This window comes from Pseudomonas entomophila (genome assembly GCF_018417595.1).
Lineage (GTDB): Bacteria > Pseudomonadota > Gammaproteobacteria > Pseudomonadales > Pseudomonadaceae > Aquipseudomonas > Aquipseudomonas entomophila_C.
The window spans coordinates 2,748,121-2,766,168 of sequence record NZ_CP070982.1 but is presented as its reverse complement, the minus strand read 5'-3'; the positions used below and the strand labels follow the sequence as shown (position 1 = coordinate 2,766,168).

The 18,048-nt window shown below is 62.7% G+C and carries 13 protein-coding genes and 1 pseudogene; 3 read left to right on the top strand and 11 right to left on the bottom strand.

Going from position 1 to position 18,048, the window contains the following annotated elements:
- Positions 1-10: 10 nt before the first annotated feature.
- From JYG34_RS12335 to JYG34_RS12300, 8 genes are all read right to left on the bottom strand, one after another.
- Entirely contained in the window at positions 11-2,371 is a 2,361-nt protein-coding gene (locus tag JYG34_RS12335) for an efflux RND transporter permease subunit (protein ID WP_213660937.1), read from the bottom strand.
- 45 nt (positions 2,372-2,416) lie between these two features.
- Positions 2,417-4,243, bottom strand: a complete 1,827-nt coding sequence (locus JYG34_RS12330) for a DUF1302 domain-containing protein (RefSeq protein WP_213660936.1) — start codon at positions 4,241-4,243, stop codon at positions 2,417-2,419.
- An 18-nt stretch (positions 4,244-4,261) separates the two neighbouring features.
- The gene (locus JYG34_RS12325; protein ID WP_213660935.1) at positions 4,262-5,599 is read right to left on the bottom strand and encodes a DUF1329 domain-containing protein; all 1,338 of its coding nucleotides are present in this window, start codon (positions 5,597-5,599) and stop codon (positions 4,262-4,264) included.
- A gap of 346 nt (positions 5,600-5,945) precedes the next feature.
- Entirely contained in the window at positions 5,946-7,310 is a 1,365-nt protein-coding gene (locus tag JYG34_RS12320) for an NAD(P)/FAD-dependent oxidoreductase (protein WP_249746264.1), read from the bottom strand.
- A gap of 90 nt (positions 7,311-7,400) precedes the next feature.
- The gene (qhpR, locus tag JYG34_RS12315) at positions 7,401-8,405 is read right to left on the bottom strand and encodes an AraC-like transcriptional regulator QhpR (protein ID WP_213660933.1); all 1,005 of its coding nucleotides are present in this window, start codon (positions 8,403-8,405) and stop codon (positions 7,401-7,403) included.
- 211 nt (positions 8,406-8,616) lie between these two features.
- Entirely contained in the window at positions 8,617-9,957 is a 1,341-nt protein-coding gene (locus JYG34_RS12310) for an MFS transporter (RefSeq protein WP_213660932.1), read from the bottom strand.
- A 42-nt stretch (positions 9,958-9,999) separates the two neighbouring features.
- On the bottom strand, positions 10,000-11,541 hold the full coding sequence (locus JYG34_RS12305; RefSeq protein WP_213660931.1) for a class I adenylate-forming enzyme family protein: 1,542 nt from the start codon (positions 11,539-11,541) through the stop codon (positions 10,000-10,002).
- 1 nt (position 11,542) lies between these two features.
- Positions 11,543-12,721, bottom strand: coding sequence for an acetyl-CoA acetyltransferase (locus JYG34_RS12300; RefSeq protein WP_213660930.1), 1,179 nt, complete (start codon positions 12,719-12,721; stop codon positions 11,543-11,545).
- A 140-nt stretch (positions 12,722-12,861) separates the two neighbouring features.
- Here JYG34_RS12300 and JYG34_RS12295 point away from each other — a divergent pair, with 140 nt between their 5' ends.
- A complete protein-coding gene (locus tag JYG34_RS12295; RefSeq protein ID WP_213660929.1) occupies positions 12,862-13,434 on the top strand; it encodes a LuxR C-terminal-related transcriptional regulator in 573 nt (190 codons plus the stop codon).
- A gap of 162 nt (positions 13,435-13,596) precedes the next feature.
- Here the strand turns inward: JYG34_RS12295 and JYG34_RS12290 are convergent, their stop codons facing one another.
- From JYG34_RS12290 to JYG34_RS12280, 3 genes are all read right to left on the bottom strand, one after another.
- Positions 13,597-14,364, bottom strand: a complete 768-nt coding sequence (locus tag JYG34_RS12290) for a hypothetical protein (RefSeq protein ID WP_213660928.1) — start codon at positions 14,362-14,364, stop codon at positions 13,597-13,599.
- Positions 14,348-15,844 carry a deoxyguanosinetriphosphate triphosphohydrolase family protein gene (locus JYG34_RS12285; protein WP_213660927.1) on the bottom strand — a complete coding sequence of 499 codons (1,497 nt, stop codon included), beginning with the start codon at positions 15,842-15,844 and terminating at the stop codon, positions 14,348-14,350. Before JYG34_RS12285 ends, JYG34_RS12290 begins: the two co-directional genes overlap by 17 nt.
- Positions 15,845-15,992: 148 nt before the next feature.
- Positions 15,993-16,709 (bottom strand): tellurite resistance TerB family protein, encoded by a 717-nt coding sequence (locus JYG34_RS12280; protein WP_213660926.1) that lies wholly within the window; start codon positions 16,707-16,709, stop codon positions 15,993-15,995.
- 174 nt (positions 16,710-16,883) lie between these two features.
- On the opposite strand from JYG34_RS12280, the pseudogene JYG34_RS12275 reads away from it, so the two are divergent.
- Both JYG34_RS12275 and JYG34_RS12270 read left to right on the top strand, forming a co-directional pair.
- Positions 16,884-17,066, top strand: a pseudogene (locus JYG34_RS12275) (transposase); the annotation flags it as partial.
- Positions 17,067-17,245: 179 nt separating this feature from the next.
- A complete protein-coding gene (locus JYG34_RS12270; RefSeq protein ID WP_213660925.1) occupies positions 17,246-17,806 on the top strand; it encodes a hypothetical protein in 561 nt (186 codons plus the stop codon).
- Positions 17,807-18,048 lie beyond the last annotated feature (242 nt).

Genomic DNA, 18,048 nt, shown 5'->3' with positions numbered 1-18,048 from the left:
TCAGCCCTTCTCAATGGGCGACCAGGGGCGCGCGTACCGGCCCCCGTCGCGGAACCAGCATTTCCAGGACCACGGCCAGGGCCGGCAGCAGGGTCACCGCCATCAGCATGTTGGCCATGAACATGAAGGTCAGCAGCAGGCCCATGTCGGCCTGGAACTTCAGCGCCGAAAACGACCAGGTGGCCACCCCCACCGACAGCGTCAGCGCGGTGAACACCGTGGCCACGCCCACCTCGCGCAGGGCCTGCTGGAAGGCGGCAACGATGTCGCGGCCCGCCGCCAGGTGCAGTTGCAGGCGGTTGTAGATGTAGAAGGCGTAATCCACCCCCACGCCCACGGCCAGCACCATCACCGGCAAGGTGGCCACGGTCAGGCCGATGTCGAGGGCCTTCATGAACCAGTACCCGAGGAAGGTCGCCAGGGTCAGCGGCAGGCAGCAGGCGAGCATGGCCCGCCAGTCGCGGTAGACCAGTCCCACCAGCAGCACGATGGTCAGGTACACATAGAGCATCATCGGCAGCTCCGAGCCCTCCACCACCGCGTTGGTGGCGGCCTGCACCCCGGCGTTGCCGCTGGCCAGGCGCACGTTGAGCCCAGGCAGCACATGGCGCTCGCGGTACTGCTCGATGGCCGCGGTCACTTGCTTGAGGGTGCTGGCCTTGTGGTCGGCCAGGTACAGGTTGACCGGCAGCACGGTGCAGTCGGCGTCGTACAGGCGCAGCGCCTCGGGCACCTGGCGCACGGCCTCGCCCAGGGACAGCTCGTCGACCGGCAGCGCCGCCCACTTCGGTTGCCCTTCGTTCACCCCCGAGGCCGCCAGCTTGGCCATGGCCGGCAGCGACTGCGCCGACAGCACGCCGGGCAAGGTGCCCAGGTACCAGGTCAGGCGGTCGACATAGGCCATCACGTCATGCCGGTAGCAGCCACCCGCCGGGGTCTGCACGGCCACGGTGAATAGGTCCAGGCCCAGGGCGAAGTGCCCAACCACCTGCTCCACGTCCTGGTTGTAGCGCGAGTCGGCGTGCAGCTCGGGCGCGCCCGGCAGCACATGGCCGACATGCCGGCCCTGGCTCTGCCATACCGCCAGAACCATCAGCACCGCGCCCAGCAGCGTCATCAGCACCGCGTTGCGTGGCTCGGCGATGCGTCCGAGGCTGGTCATCAGCCCCTCGCGGCGCGCCCGCAGGCGCTCGACCCGCGCCACGTAGCGCCCGTCGAATCGGCAGTAGCTGGCCAGTACCGGCAGCATCACCAGGTTGGTGACGATCTTGTAGGCCACCCCCACCGAGGCGGTGATGGCCAGCTCGCGGATCATCGGGATCGGCACCAGCACCAGCGTCGCGAACCCGACGAAAGCCGTTATCAGGGCCAGGGTGCCCGGGATCATCAAACCGACAAAGCTGCGCCGGGCGGCGGTCATGCCATCGGCGCCGCCACAGACTTCCTTGGCGATGAAGTTGACCTGCTGCACGCCATGGGACACGCCGATGGCAAACACCAGGAACGGCACCAGGATCGCCAGCGGGTCGAGGCCGAAGCCCAGCAGCGTCAGGGTGCCGAACTGCCACACCACCGACACCAGCGAGCACACTAGCGGCAGCACGGTCAGGCGCCAGGAGCGGGTGTACCAATAGACCGCCAGCGCCGTGAGCACGAACGCCAGGGCGAAGAACTCGACCACGCTGCGGGCGCCGGCGCCGATATCGCCCATCTGCTTGGCGAAACCGATGATCTGCACGTCGAAGTCAGCGTTGGCGTACTGCGCCCTCACCTGTTCTTCCAGCTGCCGGCTGAAGGCCAGGTAATCGAGGCGCTTGCCCGTGGCCGGGTCCGGGTCGGCCAGTTCCGCCACCACCATCGCACCACGCTGGTCGTTGGCCACCAGGCTGCCGACGAAACCACCGGCCAGGGTGCGCTCGCGAATGCCGGCGATGGCCCGGGCGTCGAGGTTGCCGACAGTGACATCGCCGCCGACCACGTCCTCGGCCTTCATGCCCTCCTCGGTGATCTGCACCGCGCGGGTGTTCGGCGTCCACAGCGAGGTGACGCTGCGCCGGTCGATGCCCGGCAGGAAGAACAGCGTCTGGGTCAGGTCGTGCAGGCGGGTCAGCGCCGCCGGGTTCCAGATATCGCCGTGGCGCGCTCGCAGCACCACGATGACCCGGTTGGCGCCGAACAGCACGTCGCGGTACTGGTTGAAGGTCTTGATATAGGGGTGCTGCTGCGGCAGCTGTTTGTCGAAGCCCGCCGACATCTCCAGACGCGCGGCGAACAAGCCCATCACCAGGGTGACCACGGCCAGCAGGCCGAGGGTCACCAGGCGATGGCGAAAGACCAGGCGCTCGAGCGCCGAGACCAGATAAGCCAGCATGAATAGCCTCCCCGCCACGCGCCCTGCGAGCACGTGGCGGCCGGATCAGAAGGAGTAGGAAATATTGCCGCTGACAAAGTCGCGGTCGGCCATCAGGTTGTTGTCGCCGCCGCCCCAGTAGCGCACCCACTGCAGGCCGCCTTTCCAGCGGTCGCGGTAGTTGAACAGCAGCGAAGTGGTCAGCGACTTGCGCCCCTCGACGAAGGGCATGGCGTTGGGCGTGGTGCCCTTGACGTCGTGGCTGAAGTCCAGCTGCGGGGTGACGGTGACGCCGCTGTCGAACAGGTTCGGGTAGTTGAGCCCGAACTCGGTGACGTAGCCCCACGAGGTGCGGTCGGGCAGCGAATAGTCCGGCAGCACGTAAGGCACCCGGCCCGAAGTGTCCAGCCCCGGATAGCGGGTGACCGCCACCTCCGCCAGCAGGAAGCCGTCCGAGGCGCCCAGGGCGTTGGGGATGAAGCCCAGCGTGTCGTTGCCCGAGAAGGTGTAGGTGGCATTGACGTCGGCCTGCCACTTGCGCTCCTCGACGAAGCCCTTGCTCACCCCGGTGTCGAACACGCTATAGCGGTTGTGGCTGCCGGTCAGGCCCTGCCCGAAGGCCACCGTCGGGTCGATGGCCACGCTGTCGTGGGGCCGGAACGACAACTCGCCGGCCACGGCCACCGGCCCCACCAGGGTGCTCATCGACACGCCGAACAGGTCCTTGTCCTCGCCGTAGTTGATGAAGTAGTCGTCCACCACCAGGGCATCCGGGTTGCTGCGCGCCGTGTAGCCGATGAAGGGCAGCTTGTCGTGGTAGCGCTGGTAGAACAGGCCGAACTCGGTGTTGATCGACTCCGCCGTCCAGCGCAGGGCCAGGCCGTACTGGCCGCCGTTGCCGGGCTTGCGTTCGCCGCCATAGGGCACTGCCAGGCCGCTGGCCACCAGTTGCTCGTGGCTCAGGCCGCTGGTCAGCGGGTCGCCGCAGCGGCCGGTCGGTGTCCCCGCGCAGGTGCCGGGTTGCAGGCCTTCGACGAAGCCCGTCGGGTAGTAGATCGCCCGACGCCCTTCGCCGGCGATGTCGGCGCTGGAGAAGTAAGTGCCCACCGGGTCGATGTCGTAGCCGTTCCACTTGAACTGGTAGTAGCCCTCCAGGTTCAGGGTGTCGGTCAGCCCCAGGCTGAACGAGGCCATCGGCGCGGGGATGAACACTTCCTTCAGTTGCGTGCCCGGGGTGTGGTACTTGGGCAGGCTCAGGGCGTTGATCTGGTTGATGCCGCCGCTGACGAACAGCTCCGCGCCCCAGCTGATCACCTGGTTGCCGACCTTGACCTTGGCTGGCATCTCGCCGAGGTCGAAGCTCTTCGCCACCCACAGGTCCAGCAGGTCGAAGCGCTTGGTGGCGTCGCGCCTGGCCGGGCCTTCCAGGTCGGTGCGACGGGTGTCGTCCATCTTGAAGTCCCGCACCCAGGCCACCCGGCCCAGGGCGCTCCAACCCTCGCCGAAGCGCAGGCTCAGTTCGTGGGTACCCTTGAGCACCTGGGAGAACACGTCGTGCTTGTGGTAATTGAGGTTGCCGTCGTCGGCGTTGCTGTAGTTGATGTCGGCGTTGGCGTAGCCGTTGCCGCGCTCCAGGTTGTAATAGCGGCCCAATTCGTTGTTTGTGCCGGTGTTGCAGCCACCATTGTCATTGCCCAGCACATGGCAGTCGGGCGATTGCAGGCGGCTGGCGAAACCGTAGGACAGGGTCGAGTCGAAGCTGCCCGACACCCCGTCCTCGCTACCGAAGGTGAAGGCCTGGCAAGGCTGCGCGCCGAGCAGGCCGAAGGCGGCCAGGGCCAGCGCCGGGCACGGGGCGGCCTTCGCCCATGCCCGCGAAGGGAATTTGTTCATGCTCTGGTCTCCTTGCGGTCAGCGCTCGCCGCGACGGCGTAGCTCGCCTGCGTTGAACTGCTTGTCGCTGACCCGGCCTTGCAGGCCGGCGGTGAGATCCAGGGCCGCGCCCTGCTGGGTGAAGCCGTCGGCGATGTAGCGCCGGGCGATCAGGTCATAGCTGACGTACTCGAAGCTGGTGCAGGCCTGGATCTCGGGGTCGGCCCACAGGCTGCCCTCCTGCACCCGCCACAGGTTGCCCTTGGCGTCGTACATGTCCACGTGCAGCAGGCTCCAGCTGTCCTCGTCGAAATAGAACACGCGCTTGGCGAACGAGTGGCGCTTGTCGGCCTTGACCGTGGCCTCCACCACCCACACCCGGTGCTTCTCGTAGCGCTGGGCGTCGCGGTCCAGGTAGTGCTCGCCGATCAGCTTGTCGTAGGTGTTGGTCTTGTCCACCAGGCGGTACGAGTTGTACGGCACCACCATCTCGCGCTTGCCCAGCAGCTTGAAGTCGTAGCGGTCCAGGGCGCCGGTGAACATGTTGATCTGGTCGACGAAGTACAGGTTGTCGGAGCCGGCGATCGGGTTGTCGTAGGCGAAGGTCGGCGCCTGGCGCACGCGGCGCTGGCCGGGGAAGTAGATCCAGGCGTTCTGCGGCTGGTCCAGGCGGGCGTGCACCAGGTACATCTCGCCGGCGCGCGAGGACGGCGACTGGATGTCATAGAGCAGCTTGGCCTCGACGTCGTCGGTGTCTGCCGGGGCCTTCACCGCCGGGTCGTTGTAGGGGTAGTACTCGCTGGCCCACTGGCGGATCTCGGTGAGGCCGCCGGCCGGCTCGCGGCGCAGGAACGAGATCTGCGCCTTGCGGCCCTTGGCCATGTAGCGCAGCTTGTAGTTCCACAGCACCTCGATGCCACTCTTGGGCTGCGAGAACGGCACCGCCGCCCCGGCGGCGCGCTCCAGGCGCCAGCCGTCGGCGCCGATGCTGGCCTGGCCGGCGAAGGCCTGGGTGCGCTGCGCCACTTCGTCGGGGATCGCGCAACTGCGGTGGCTGGGGTACACGTCGAGGCGATAGCCCGGGTAGGCCTTGATCAGCGCCACCTGCCCTTCCGGCAACTGCGCCTGGTATTGGGCCACGTTGTTGGCGTCGATCGTGTACAGGCGTTTGTCGGCGGCGTAGGGGTCGCCGTGGCCTGGCGACCAGCCGGCCGGGGCCTGGGTCAGGCCGCCGGTCCAGGCAGGGATGCTGCCGTCGGCGTTGCCGGCCTTTTCCGCGCCTGTGGGGGTGAGGGCCGCGACGGCCGTGAACGAGGTGGTGGTACCGAGCAGCGCCAGCAGCGCGCCGCCCAACAAGGACAGGGGGCGTCGTTTCATGAACTTTTCCTTGCGTGATTGTTGTGGTTATCGAAAGGCAGTTCGTTGCAGGCAGAGCGGAAAAAGGGGCCGCCGAGGGACGGCCCAAAAAGCGTTTCCGGCTCTGCGTGACAGACAGTATTCAATGGCGGCGGGCAGCGGCTTGGCCGTGTGCGCCAGGGTGTTTGTCATCCGGTGCCAGCAGATGTACGCGATCTCTGTAGGAGCGGCCTTGTGCCGCGAAAGGGCCGCAACGCGGCCCCTGGGTCTCGCGATTGCCTACACATCGCCGGGGCTGCTGCGCAGCCCTTTCGCGGCACAAGGCCGCTCCTACAACAACACCACCGTGCATGGCATCGACAACCCATCAGGCCTTGAGGGCGCGTTCCTCCCACCAGTCCCAGGCCCGCAGCGCCTGGCGCGCCGTGCGCCCGGCCCAGCACGACAGGGTGTTGCCCGGCATGGCGATGGCCTTGCGGTTGACGATCCAGAAGTCGGTCAGCTCGCTGCGCCGCCCCTGCAGCAAGTCGGCGATGGTCCGCCCGTTGAGGTGGCACAGCGCAACCCCATGGCCGAAACACCCCCCGGCATAGACCACGCGCTCATCGCCGATGAAACTGATCTCCGGCACCATGTCGGCGTTCACCGACACCGGCCCGCCCCAGCGGTAGGCGATGCGCACATCGCGCAGCTGCGGGTAGATCCACTTCAGGTGCGCCTCGCAGTGCGCCCAGCTGGCCGGTGACGGCTGCTCGTCCATGGCGCTGCCGGTGTAGGCCAGCACATCGCCGCCGCCCATGACGATGCGCCCGTCCACGGTCGGGCGGAAGTAGTGCAGCATCTGCCGGTTGTCACCGAACGCTTCCCTGCCCTGCCAGCCCAGGCGCTGCCACAGCGCATCGCCCAGCGGCTCGGTGACCACCTGGTAGGTCCACAGCGGGAATTGCCGGCGCTCCAGCGGACGGGAGCCCGGGACCTGCCGCGAGTAGGCATTGGTGGCGATCACCAGCTTGTCGGCGGTCACCTTGGCCACGGGTGTGCGCAGCACGATGCCGGCACCGCTGCTGTCGATATCGAGCACCGGCGTCGCCTCATGGATACGCACCCCCACCGAAGCCGCCAGGCCCTTGAGCCCGCGCACCTGCTTGCAAGGGTCGAGGTAGCCGGTCTCGGCTTCGCGAATGCCGCCCAGCAGCCGCGGCGAATCGTATTGCTGGCGCAGCGCGTCGCTGTCCTGCCAGCGCATGTCCGCCGCCAGCCCCAGCGAGTCGTACAGCTCCAGGGTCTTGCCCAGGCGCGCCATCTGCTGCGGCGAATAGCTGACCCGCAACAACCCGGCATGGCGGTAATCCGAATCGATGCCATGGCTGTCGATCACCTCGCGGGTATAGGCCACGGCCTTTTCGAGGTAGTGGTGGGCGTCGATCATCTTCTGCCGCCCCCAGCGCAGCACCACCAGCTCCGGCTCCAGGCCGAACATCTTGGTGCTGAAGCCGGCGTTGCGCCCGCTGGCGCCGAAGCCGATCAAGGCGGCCTCCAGCACCACCACCCGGGCGCCGGGGTTGTCGCGCTTGAACTGCCAGGCCGTGTTGAGCCCGGTGAAACCACCGCCGATCACCGCCACATCGACCTTGAGGTCTTCGGTCAGGCGCGTGTTGGGCGCGTAGGCGCCGTAGTCGTGTTGCCAGAAGGAGCGGTGTTCATGCACAGCGTCATTGTTGTTGTCGTTCATGCTGGACTCTCGGGTTTCGCATACGAACATGCGGTCCCTTCGAGCCTATCGGGCGGCACGACAACTGGATTGCCCGGCGATGCCAGATTTTCAGCACCCAGTGCCAGGCTCGCGCCCGGCCTGGCGGAACTGCTGCGGCGACTGCCCGGTCCAGCGGCGGAAGGCACGGGTGAACGAGCCGGACTCGGCATAACCGAGCAACAGCGAGATCTGCGTCATCGAGTAGTCGGAATGGTTCAGGTAACCCAGCGCCAGGTCGCGACGCACCTCTTCCACCAGCACCGAGAACTCGATGGCCTGGTCTTTGAGCCGACGTTGCAGGGTGCGCCGGCTCAGGCCCATGCGCGCGCTGACCTCGTCCAGCGACGGCACGCCGCTGGCCATGCCCAGGGCGATCATGCGGGTGACCTGGGGCAGCAGTTCGTCACTGACGCTACGCTGCTCGCGCTCCCGTTGCAGGTAGGGCTCCAGCGCCTGGAACAACCGCTCGTTGCCCTGCACCACCGGCAGCTTGAGCACCTCGATGGGCAAGGTGATGCGGTTGGTCGACTGGCCGAAGAACAGCGGGCACATGAACAACTGCTTGTGCACCGAGACATCCGCCGGGCGCGGGTGCTCGAAGTCCACCCGCAACGGCCGCAACGGGCTGGCGGTGATCAGTTGCAGCTGGCGCAGGATCGCGGCGATGGCGAACTCGGCGTCCTGGCGGCGGTTGACCACGGTGGTGTCGGTGACCTGGTAGGTGATACGCAGCTGGCGGCTTTCGCAGCAGTAGTCGATGGACGACTCCTGGGCGAACACCACGATGTAGGTGTGCAGGGTCATCAGCGCCTTTTCGACGCTGGGGGCGCAATGCAGGGCGTGGCCCAGGGCGCCGATGTCGTCGGCTTCGGTCTGGCTGCCCAGGGTCAGGCCGATGGCGGGGTTGCGGGTGCCGGCGGCTTCCCACAGGGCAACGTACTGGTCGCCGGGGATCTCGATATCGGCGCGGTCCAGCAACGGCAGGTCGATGCCAAGGGCATCCAGGTGCGGGGCGAAGATGGGCTTGAAGCGGCGGAAGAAGTTTTCCGAGATGACAGTGCGCGCTGATTTCATGGTGTTCTTCGCAGGCCAGTGAGTCTGTGCCGTTTTCAGCAACCGGCATCGTAACCGATTGTTGCCGAGACCAGGCAAAGCCTCAACAGGCAGGTGCGAAGAACGTGGGGCCTCTGCCCCTGTAGGAGCCGGCTTGCCGGCGAAGCAGGCAACGCGGTGGCTGGCACCGGCTGTGCCGGTGTTCGCCGGCAAAGCCGGCTCCTACAGGGGATCAAACCGAACGCAGGTTCAAGGGGCTCGGTTCAACATCGCCCGGTTGCCGCACTTCTTGGGCGCAGGCCACGAAATCTTCCTTGCGCAGCACCACCAGCGCAATCAACGACGCCACCCCGGTCGCCACATAGAAATACCAAGGCGCGGTGATATCACCGGTCACCTTGATCAGCCAGGTGGAAATCAACGGCGCGCTGCCACCAAACACCGCCACCGGGATGTTGTAGGCCATGGCAATGCCGGTGGAGCGGATACGCGTCGGCAGCAACTCGCTCATCAGCGCATAGGTCGACGACGCATACAGCCCGAACAGGATCGCCACCGCCATCAACGGCCAGAACAAAGTGGCCGGGGTGGCGCCGGGCGCCGCCTTGAAGAACCAGTACATGGCCAGGGTCGCCAGGACGCCGATCACCATCAGGAACGGCTTGCGCCCGTAGCGGTCGGTGAAGGCGCCGCCAAACGGCATCACCACCGCCGCCGACAGGCTGGCGACGAACACGTAGAGCAAGGTGGTGCCGCTGTCGAACTTGAGGGTGTTGGACATGTAGGTCGAGGCGAAGGTCAGCACCAGGTAGAAGATCGAGCTGTGCAAGGTGATGATGAAGAACACCAGGGCGATCGAGCGCTTCCACTGCCACACCTCGCGCAGCGGCGCCTTGGAGGTTTCCCCGGCTTCCACCAGGGCGATGAACTCCGGGCTGTCCTCCAGCTTCAGGCGGATATACAGCGAGATGAAGCCCAATGGCCCGGCAATCAGGAACGGGATCCGCCAGCCCCACTCCTGCATCAACTCGGCGCCCAAAGCCCAGGTCATGCCATTGGCCACGGCGCCGCCCAGCAACAGGCCGAGCACGGCGGTGACCATCAGCCAGCAGGTAGCGAAGCCACGGCGCCCGGGGCCGGCGTATTCGGAGATGAAGCTGGTGATGGTGCCGATCTCGCCGCCGGCGGAAAAGCCCTGCACACAGCGAATGAGCACCAGGATCACCGGCGCGGCGATGCCGATACTGGCGTAGGTCGGCAACAGGCCGAGCAGGAAGGTGGAGCCGGCCATCAGCACCAGCACCGTGATCAGCGTACGGCGGCGGCCGATGCGGTCCGCCAGGGGGCCGAAGAACAAACCGCCCAGGGGGCGGATGAAGAAGCTCAGGGCAAAGGCCGCGAAGCTGGCCAGCAGGCTGCTGGTGGGGTCGTCGGAGACGAAGAAGGCCTTGCCGATGTACAAGGCCAGGAAGCCGTAGACGCCGTAGTCGTACCACTCGATCAAGTGGCCGGTAGTGGCGCCGAGAAACGCCCGGCGCCGCTGGCGCTGGGGGGTGCTGGGTGACATGCCCATCAAGGGAACTCCTGTCGTGTTGCTGTCCATGAATAGCGTGCGTCAGGGGCTGCTCAAGGCTCCCTTCGGGTCTTGCAGCCACTGGCGCACGCGGGTCTTGAGAATCTTGCCATAGCTGTTTTTCGGCAGCTCGGCGCAGAACTGGTATTTTTTCGGTTTCTTGAACGAGGCCATGCGCGCCAGGAACCAGTCGTTGAGTGCCTGGGCCTGGAGGCAACCCGGCCTGCGCGGCACCACGAAGGCTACCACCGACTCACCCCATTCGGGGTCGGCCTCGCCCACCACGCACACCTCGAACACCCCAGGGTGCTGCATCAGCACCTCTTCCACTTCCCGCGGGTAGATGTTGCTGCCACCGGAGATGATCACATCCTTGCTGCGGTCGGTGAGGGTCAGGTAGCCCTGTTCGTCGAGCTGGCCAATGTCGCCGGTCAGCAGCCAGCCGTCCACCAGGGCGGCACGGGTGGCCTGCGGATTGTCCCAATAGCCCTGCATCACCGGCGCGCCGCGCACGGCGATCTCGCCGGTTGCCCCGGGTGGCAAGGGGCATCCATCGGCGCCCAGCACCCGCACCTCGACACAGGCCTGGGCACGCCCCACCGAGGCGGCGATGCGCGGCCAGTCGGGGTTGGTACGGTCGGCGATGACCTCCCGGGACAGCGCGCTGATGGTCATCGGGCATTCGCCCTGGCCATAGATCTGCACCAGGCGCGGGCCGAAGGTATCCAAAGCTTGTTCCAGATCAGCCAGGTACATCGGCCCACCACCGTAGACGATGGTCTTCAGCCCTTCGCCGCCATAGCCCTGCTGGCGGGCCTGCTCGACCATGCGCTTGACCATGGTCGGCGCGGCGAACAGGCTGACATTGCCCAGCGTCTGGGCCAGATTGAACAGTTCCGCCGCCTGGAACCCACGGGACTCGGGCACCACATGCCGGGCGCCGCAGCGCACATGGATGAAGTTGTAGAGCCCGGCGCCGTGGGAGATCGGCGCGGCATAGACCACCGCATCATCCGCGCCCACCGTGTCCACATCCAGCGGGTAGCACAGGGACATGGCGACCAGGTTGCCATGAGACAGCTTCACCCCCTTGGAACGCCCGGTGGTGCCAGAGGTGTAGAACAGCCAGGCCAGGTCGGCGTCTGTGCGTGGGTGCGGCCGCACCAGTTCATCGCCCGCCACCTCCCGAAGCTCGCCCAGCCCCGGCGCGGCCAGTTCCCGGCAGCCGAGCGGCAAGGCGATGCCGTCGAACACCTGGCCGTCATCGGTGTAGATCAGCCAGGCCCCTGCATTGCCGGCAATCCACGCGGCTTCCAGGGCGTGCAGCTTGCTGTTGATCGGCACCGCCACCGCCCCGCACCACCAGATGGCGTAGAGCAGTTCAAGGTAGCCGCAGCTGTTCTTCATCAGCAGCGCCACCCGGTCGCCCGGTGAGATGCCGTATTCGTGACGCAGTTGCAGAGCGCGCGCCCTTGCCCGTGCGGCAAACGCCTGGTAATCGGCCACCTGGCGCGCGCCCTCGAACAGCGCCGCGCGTTGGGGCCAGCGCTGGGCGGTGTCGCACAACCAGTTGGCGATGTTCATGTCACACCCGCAGCGCCTGCAGGACACTGGCGTAGTTGGCCACCGCCATGCCGCCCATGTTGAACAGCAGGCCGAACTCGGCGCCCGGCACACCCAGCCCGATAGGCTCGCCGACCAGCTGGGCGAAGCCCAGGGCATGCATCGACACCCCGGTGGCACCCACCGGGTGCCCCTTGGCCTTGAGCCCGCCGGACAAGTTCACCGGCAGGCGCCCGCCCGGGCGCACGGTGCCATCGTCGATGGCGCGGTGCCCTTCCCCTCTAGGGGCCAGGCCCATGGCTTCGTAGATCAGCAGTTCGGCGATGGTGAAGCAGTCGTGGACCTCGGCGAAGCTCAGGTCATTCAGGGTCACGCCGGTCTCGCGCAGCGCCCCGTGGATCGCCCGCTGCGGCCCCTCGAAGGCCAGCATGTCGCGGCGCGACAACGGCAGGAAGTCATTGACCTGCACCATCGAACGGATCGCCACCTGGCGCCGCATCGACCGCGCCCGGCGCGGCGACGCCAGGATGATCGCCGCCGCGCCGTCGCTGATCAGCGAGCAGTCGGTCAGGCGCAGCGGCGGCGCGATCAGCGGGTTGCTCGGCGACGGGTTGTTGCAGTGCTCGAAATCCATCACCCGGTGCATCTGCGCCAGCGGATTGGCCATGGCGTTGGCGTGGTTCTTCACCGCGATCGCCGCCATCGACGCCAGCGGGCTGTGATAACGCTCGGTGTACTGCTGCGCCACCTGGCCGAACAGCTGGGCGAAGCTCAACCCCGCCTCCGACATCGCGTTCTGGTAGCCGGCGCCGGCCAGCGCCCGGGTGACCTCGACCGTGCTGTTGCCGGTCATCTTCTCGGCCCCCACCACCAGCACCAGTTCGGCGGCGCCGCTGCGGATAGCGTGGATCCCCGCCTGGATCGCCGCCGCGCCCGAGGCGCAGGCGTTCTCGCAGCGGGTGGCGGGTTTGAAGCGCAGTTGCGGGTCGGCCTGCAGCATCAGCGAGGCGGGAAAGCCATCGGCCACCAGCCCCGAGTTGAAATGGCCGAGGAACAACGCATCGATCTCGGCGGCCTCGATGGCGGCATCGGCCAGGGCGTCGCGGGTGACCTTGACGATCAGGTCCTCGAGGTTCAGGCCATCCAGGCGACCAAAAGGACTGTGCGCGGCAGCGACGATGGAAACGGAATCATGAAACATGGTGATTTTCTTCTGTCCTTGAAGCGGGTAATCCATACAATGTGTCAGCACCCGAATCCCACGCTAGTTGGGGCAACTACGTACGTGAGTAAGTAGTGAGCGCTACGGGGCATGACCATGACACCGAGGCAGGACGCCTGATGACCGTACACACCCCACCCTACCCCGACCTCGAGCGCCTGGCATTTCAGGTGTCGCCCGCGCCGCAACTGATTACCGGGCATCGGCGGATGCTCGATTGCAACCAGGCGTTTGCGCGGCTGTTTGGGTATACCCGGGAAGAACTGCAAGGGCACCTGACCCTGTTGTTGTATCCCTCCCATGCGGATTACCAGGCTATTGGCGAACGTAGCGAGCACTGGCTGCGCAATGGGCTGGGGGCTTTCTATACCGATGAGCGGTTCATGCAGCACCGCAATGGCGAGGTGTTCTGGGCGCGGGCGCATGGGTTCACGTTGACGACGGACGATCCGTTCGAGTTGATGATCTGGCATTTCGAGCGGCTGGATCGGCAGCCGGCGCCGACGGTGCAGCTGACGCCGCGGGAGCGGGAGATTTCGTTGCATATCGTGAATGGGTTGACGTGCAAGGAGGTGGCGCGGCAGTTGGGGATATCGCACCGGACGGTGGAGGTGCATCGGGCGCGGTTGATGAAGAAATTGCAGGCGAAGAACAGTGCGGAGTTGGTTTCGAAGATTATTTTTATTAGTTGAGGTTATGACTTGAGTCGCAGTTCAAGGATTAAAGCAGCGCTTCTTGATTGGAAAATCATGGCTTCCTTAGGAGAGCCAGCTCACTTTATCCATTGCTGACTGAACCCATCATCTTTGAGCGCATACGCCAAATATTAATTACACTCGACTACAAACACAAAGCTACTCTTGGCACCTATCATTTACACCAAACAACTCATACTGACGAACCTCAATTGCTCGTTCATAAAACAAGGAGAGCTTCGCCTCCTGGACATTCCCCCACCGCGTTGACACACAGTAGGAGAACAACTCCGCCTCCTTCTCTTGAACATAACGGAGCGCATCTTCATCCAGATGCTCATCAATGAATCGCTTTAGTGCCTCACCTGGGGCCAGCTGCCACATCACCAACCTTCGGATCGCTCGAACAAGGTTCCCCATTGGAGAGGGATTAGGCTGCAAATTAACGTCAAGCCTCTTGGTCTTTAAGCGCTCAAAGTAGTCATCAGGGCATATCAGCTTGCGCGCCCTCAAATCATAAGCAATCGCATCCCAATCAAAGAAAGTGCCAAGCAAAACATCTTCCAATGTTTGCATTGGCACATGCTGTCGTGCCCATGTGGTTTCGAGGGCCCAGAAGTCAATTTTCCATGGCCCGTTTTTATAACCGTAACCGCCGAATCGATTAGGTGTCGCGCCAAGCCGCTCGGCCAGCAACTTGACCTTCTCTTTGGAGTCTTCAATGACAAGATCCACATCAGACCTGAAACCATATCGACCTTCACGAGCGAGGTCGCGGACAAGTCCACCTATCACTGCAACGCGTTCAAAGGAGAGAAAATTTTCCGCCAAAATCGCCTGCAAGGCCTCCATCTCTCGAGATTTATTGCTCCAGAGATATCGATCCAGGCGGCGTTTTAACGCTGATTGATTAGGCGCAATTGGCATCGGGCATATCTTTAATATCGTTCCAGAGACGCATGGCAAATGTATCGGTCATTCCTGACACCATATCGGTGAGCAAGCGAAGTTCACGATAGCGTAAGCCGGACGCTACGTCCGATGGGTGCATAGGCTTATCGGCTTGCTCAATATAATTTGGGCTAATCAAGGAGAACACATATTTAGCGCGCGCACCCAGTCGCTTGGACCGTAATTTCCCAGCGTCCTTACGATGAGAGATAGCCTCCCACAACACTGTCATCAAACCATCAATAGCCGCCGAGCCCAACGCCTCAGCACGCAGTACGTCGGGATGACTAAAAGCATTTTGCCGAGCAACGGACTTAAGCTCTTCACAGAGCCGACTATTATCCATCAACGGCGCTATCGATTTGAAAGCAAAAATAGCAGACGCATTGGCTTTAAATGTCTCAGCGGCGTGCTCAATTAAATTATTAATCAGGTACGCTCGCAGGTACTCAATTTTTATATCACGCTGAATTTCCGGAGAAAACAGGCGCGATTCAACTTCATTGAATTTTTCTTGAATCTTGCGAACCACAACTTCGGCACTGAGCTTTTGACGCAAAATAACCAGAACGTCATCTGGAGACATAATCCCTTTTTTGAGTACGTCATCCACATCCAAAACGGAATAGGCGATATCGTCACATGCCTCCATGATCCAAGTCAGGGGGTGACGTTGCCCCTCCTCCAGCCCGGTTTGCTGCCTCACCCACTCAACCAAGTCCTTTTCAGACTCGAAGTAACCACCTTTTTTCTTAACGGGATCATCCTCATCCCTATTTAGATAACTCACAGGGTACTTCAACCCTGCAGCCAGGGTGGCAGCGGATAGGTCAAGGCCTAGTCCATCAATATGGGTTTGCAACCTAGTCAAAAGGCGAAGACTCTGTGGATTTCCATCAAACTCAGTAAATTCAGACCAATGCGTTTTAGGGACAGGAACGTCAAGTGGCTTCTCCTTTTCACCTCCCTTTATGTGAGTGAAGATCCAGTCTTCACGTCGCTTGAACCAGCGACCGATAGCCACTTCGCCTTGATGCCCAAACGGAGGGTTGCCTAGGTCGTGCCCAAGACCTATCGATAGCAACAAAGGATTGATGACATCAGTGAGCCCGTCATCGGTACTGTTGTATAGATTGAAAGCATCACGGACTCCTTTGTACGCTCGCGCGCCAATCGAACGTGCCAGGTTGGCGACTTCATGAGAATGCGTCAGGCGAGTACGCACGCCGTCATTCTCCTCCATGGGCCAGACCTGTGTTTTATCAGCCAGGCGACGAACCGGAGTGGAAAACAACAAACGATCATAATCCTGCTGGAAAACCGAGCGCTGTTCCGTGCTAGGGCTAGAAGACGCTACAACGACCTCTTGTCCATCCCCGCCCTCAGCCGGAGCCTCCGTTTTGCGAGGGCGGCGTGCTTCAGACCAAATACTTGGGGCTACTGGCTGTTTTGTCATCAGGGTCCTTCCCGGAAGGCTACGTTCAGATGGCGGAGAACAGTAGCACATCGAGCCCCACAGCCAAACGCGCAACGGCCTCAGCCGACCAGCAGTCGTGGTCTGCTCATGCTTCGAAATGACGAGGAGCGTAGGTACCTCAACCCACTCAGGCCGTGCCCTTGGCCTGCTGCTCCAGGTGCACCTGCAATGTCGGATCGATTTGCAGGGCGCTGGCCAATTCGTCCAGGTAGGCCCGCTCTGCGGCCTGCTGGTCATCCACCAGCATCACGCTGGCCAGGTACATTTCCGCAGCCATGGCCGGGTCCTGGGCCGACTGTGCCACCTCGGCAGCATCGAGTGGCTTGGCGACTTCCTCATCCAGCCATTGCTGCAGCTGCGGGTCGTTGGTGTGACGTTTGATTTCGGCGTAGATCAACTGTTCTTCTTGCTGGTCGATGCGACCGTCAGCCTTGGCTGCCGCAATCAGCGCGCGCAAGATGGCATGGCTGTGATCGTCGGCCTCGGGACCGGACAATTGATCGACAGTACGCAGGGCCTGTTGCGGAGCTGCCGCCTGACTGCGCTGCCAGCTTTGGTAGGCCTGGAACGCCAGCATGCCCAACGACGCCAGGGCCGCGTAATTGGTACCACCTGCGGAGCGCCCCTGGGGGACACCGCCAGCGCTGCCGCCACCCAACAAGCCGCCGAGTAAACTGCCAAGGCCACCACCGCCACCCGATGCGCTGCCGCCGCCAAGCAGGCCCCCGAGTAAGCCGCCCAAACCGCCCAGGCCGTCTTGCGATGAAATGCCGCCGCTCCCCTGTTGCGCTTGCGAGGCCTGACCGGCCCGCAGTAACTGTTCGAGTAGATCACTGGTGTTCATTGCAGCACCCTCGGTCTGTAGTCGTTGCCCAGAGAAGCAACGATAGCCCCCGTAAGGCAATTCGCCATGACCGTCTGGCCGGCGGGTAATCCGGGTCTTATTGAACTGGCAGCTAACCAGTTGGCAAGCCCCCTAATGCTTGTCTGTACTCCACGAACGGAAGCTACGGGCCGATTTAGCTTTCAGGCACCCGAACCTTGTAAGTCCTATGGCTACAACGAAACACACCGACGCCAGTTACCGGAACAACGCTATCCCAGCTGCTTGACCGACGCTGAGTGGATGCTGGTTGCTGATCTGTTTGAAACCCAGGGCGGCCGGAGGTTGCCGCCGCGCCATTCGCGACGGAGGCTGCTGTAGGCTTGTTGTTATGTTGTGAGCATTCCAGAGCTGTTTTCAATGCAGCATCACCGAGTATCATGGCTTTTCATATAGTGCCTAAAAAAACCTCGAAACAATGTTGATTTCTTGCAGAATCAAACTAACCTGCAAAATGAGGTCAGGGTGACCTCAAGGATTAATCAATGGAGCTTGAAATGAACGACAACAACTACGAGACCCATATAAAACTTGCAAGGTTTTTTGTGAGAGAGCTCATCATCAAGCAATACGGGAGCAACTATACACACAATGAAGAACTAATCAACTTTGCAGCAGAAAAACTCTTGAGGCGCTACGCCTCAACTGATAAGCCCCCTGAAAAAACAGGAAGTACGGGTCAGCAGCCTAGCATCACAGACCAATATAAATCCCTGGACGCTCAAAGCTCCGAAAACTCTATATTTCCACTGGACTTCAATCCAGACGTAGGGGTGGGCTCCATCAATATCCATATCACCAACCCAAAGCATAATACATACATCGCGACAACAAAATGTAAATTATTAGGCATCACTCTCGATGAAAGCGAGCTAAAGTTCGATGACGGCAACCTCTCAAGATCTGAAACAATCGGAGGAGGGCCACTTGAGTTTAAATATTCAATCAGCATCGATGTTTCCAATGGCTTCCACTTAAGATTTGAAGGCGATGGGTATGTCAACTACTACATTGACACACAGCACTTCCATGTTGGCCCTTTCGACTTAAGCCCGTAACCATCTCCTAGTTAAGCAATAGGCAAGCTATAAAGCGTAAGGCGGCATTTATTTTTTGTGCCGCCTTACCAGCCAATCGGCAGGTGCTGCACACGAGATACGTTAACACTTAGCTCCTCGCATACTTAGAAGTTCAGTATATCTTCACGGTCTTCCCGGCGGCGCCATGCCGACCATCTCATTAAATTTTTCGTTTAGCGCGGGACAAAATTTTCCATTTGCGGCGGCATGGTTGAGAATTG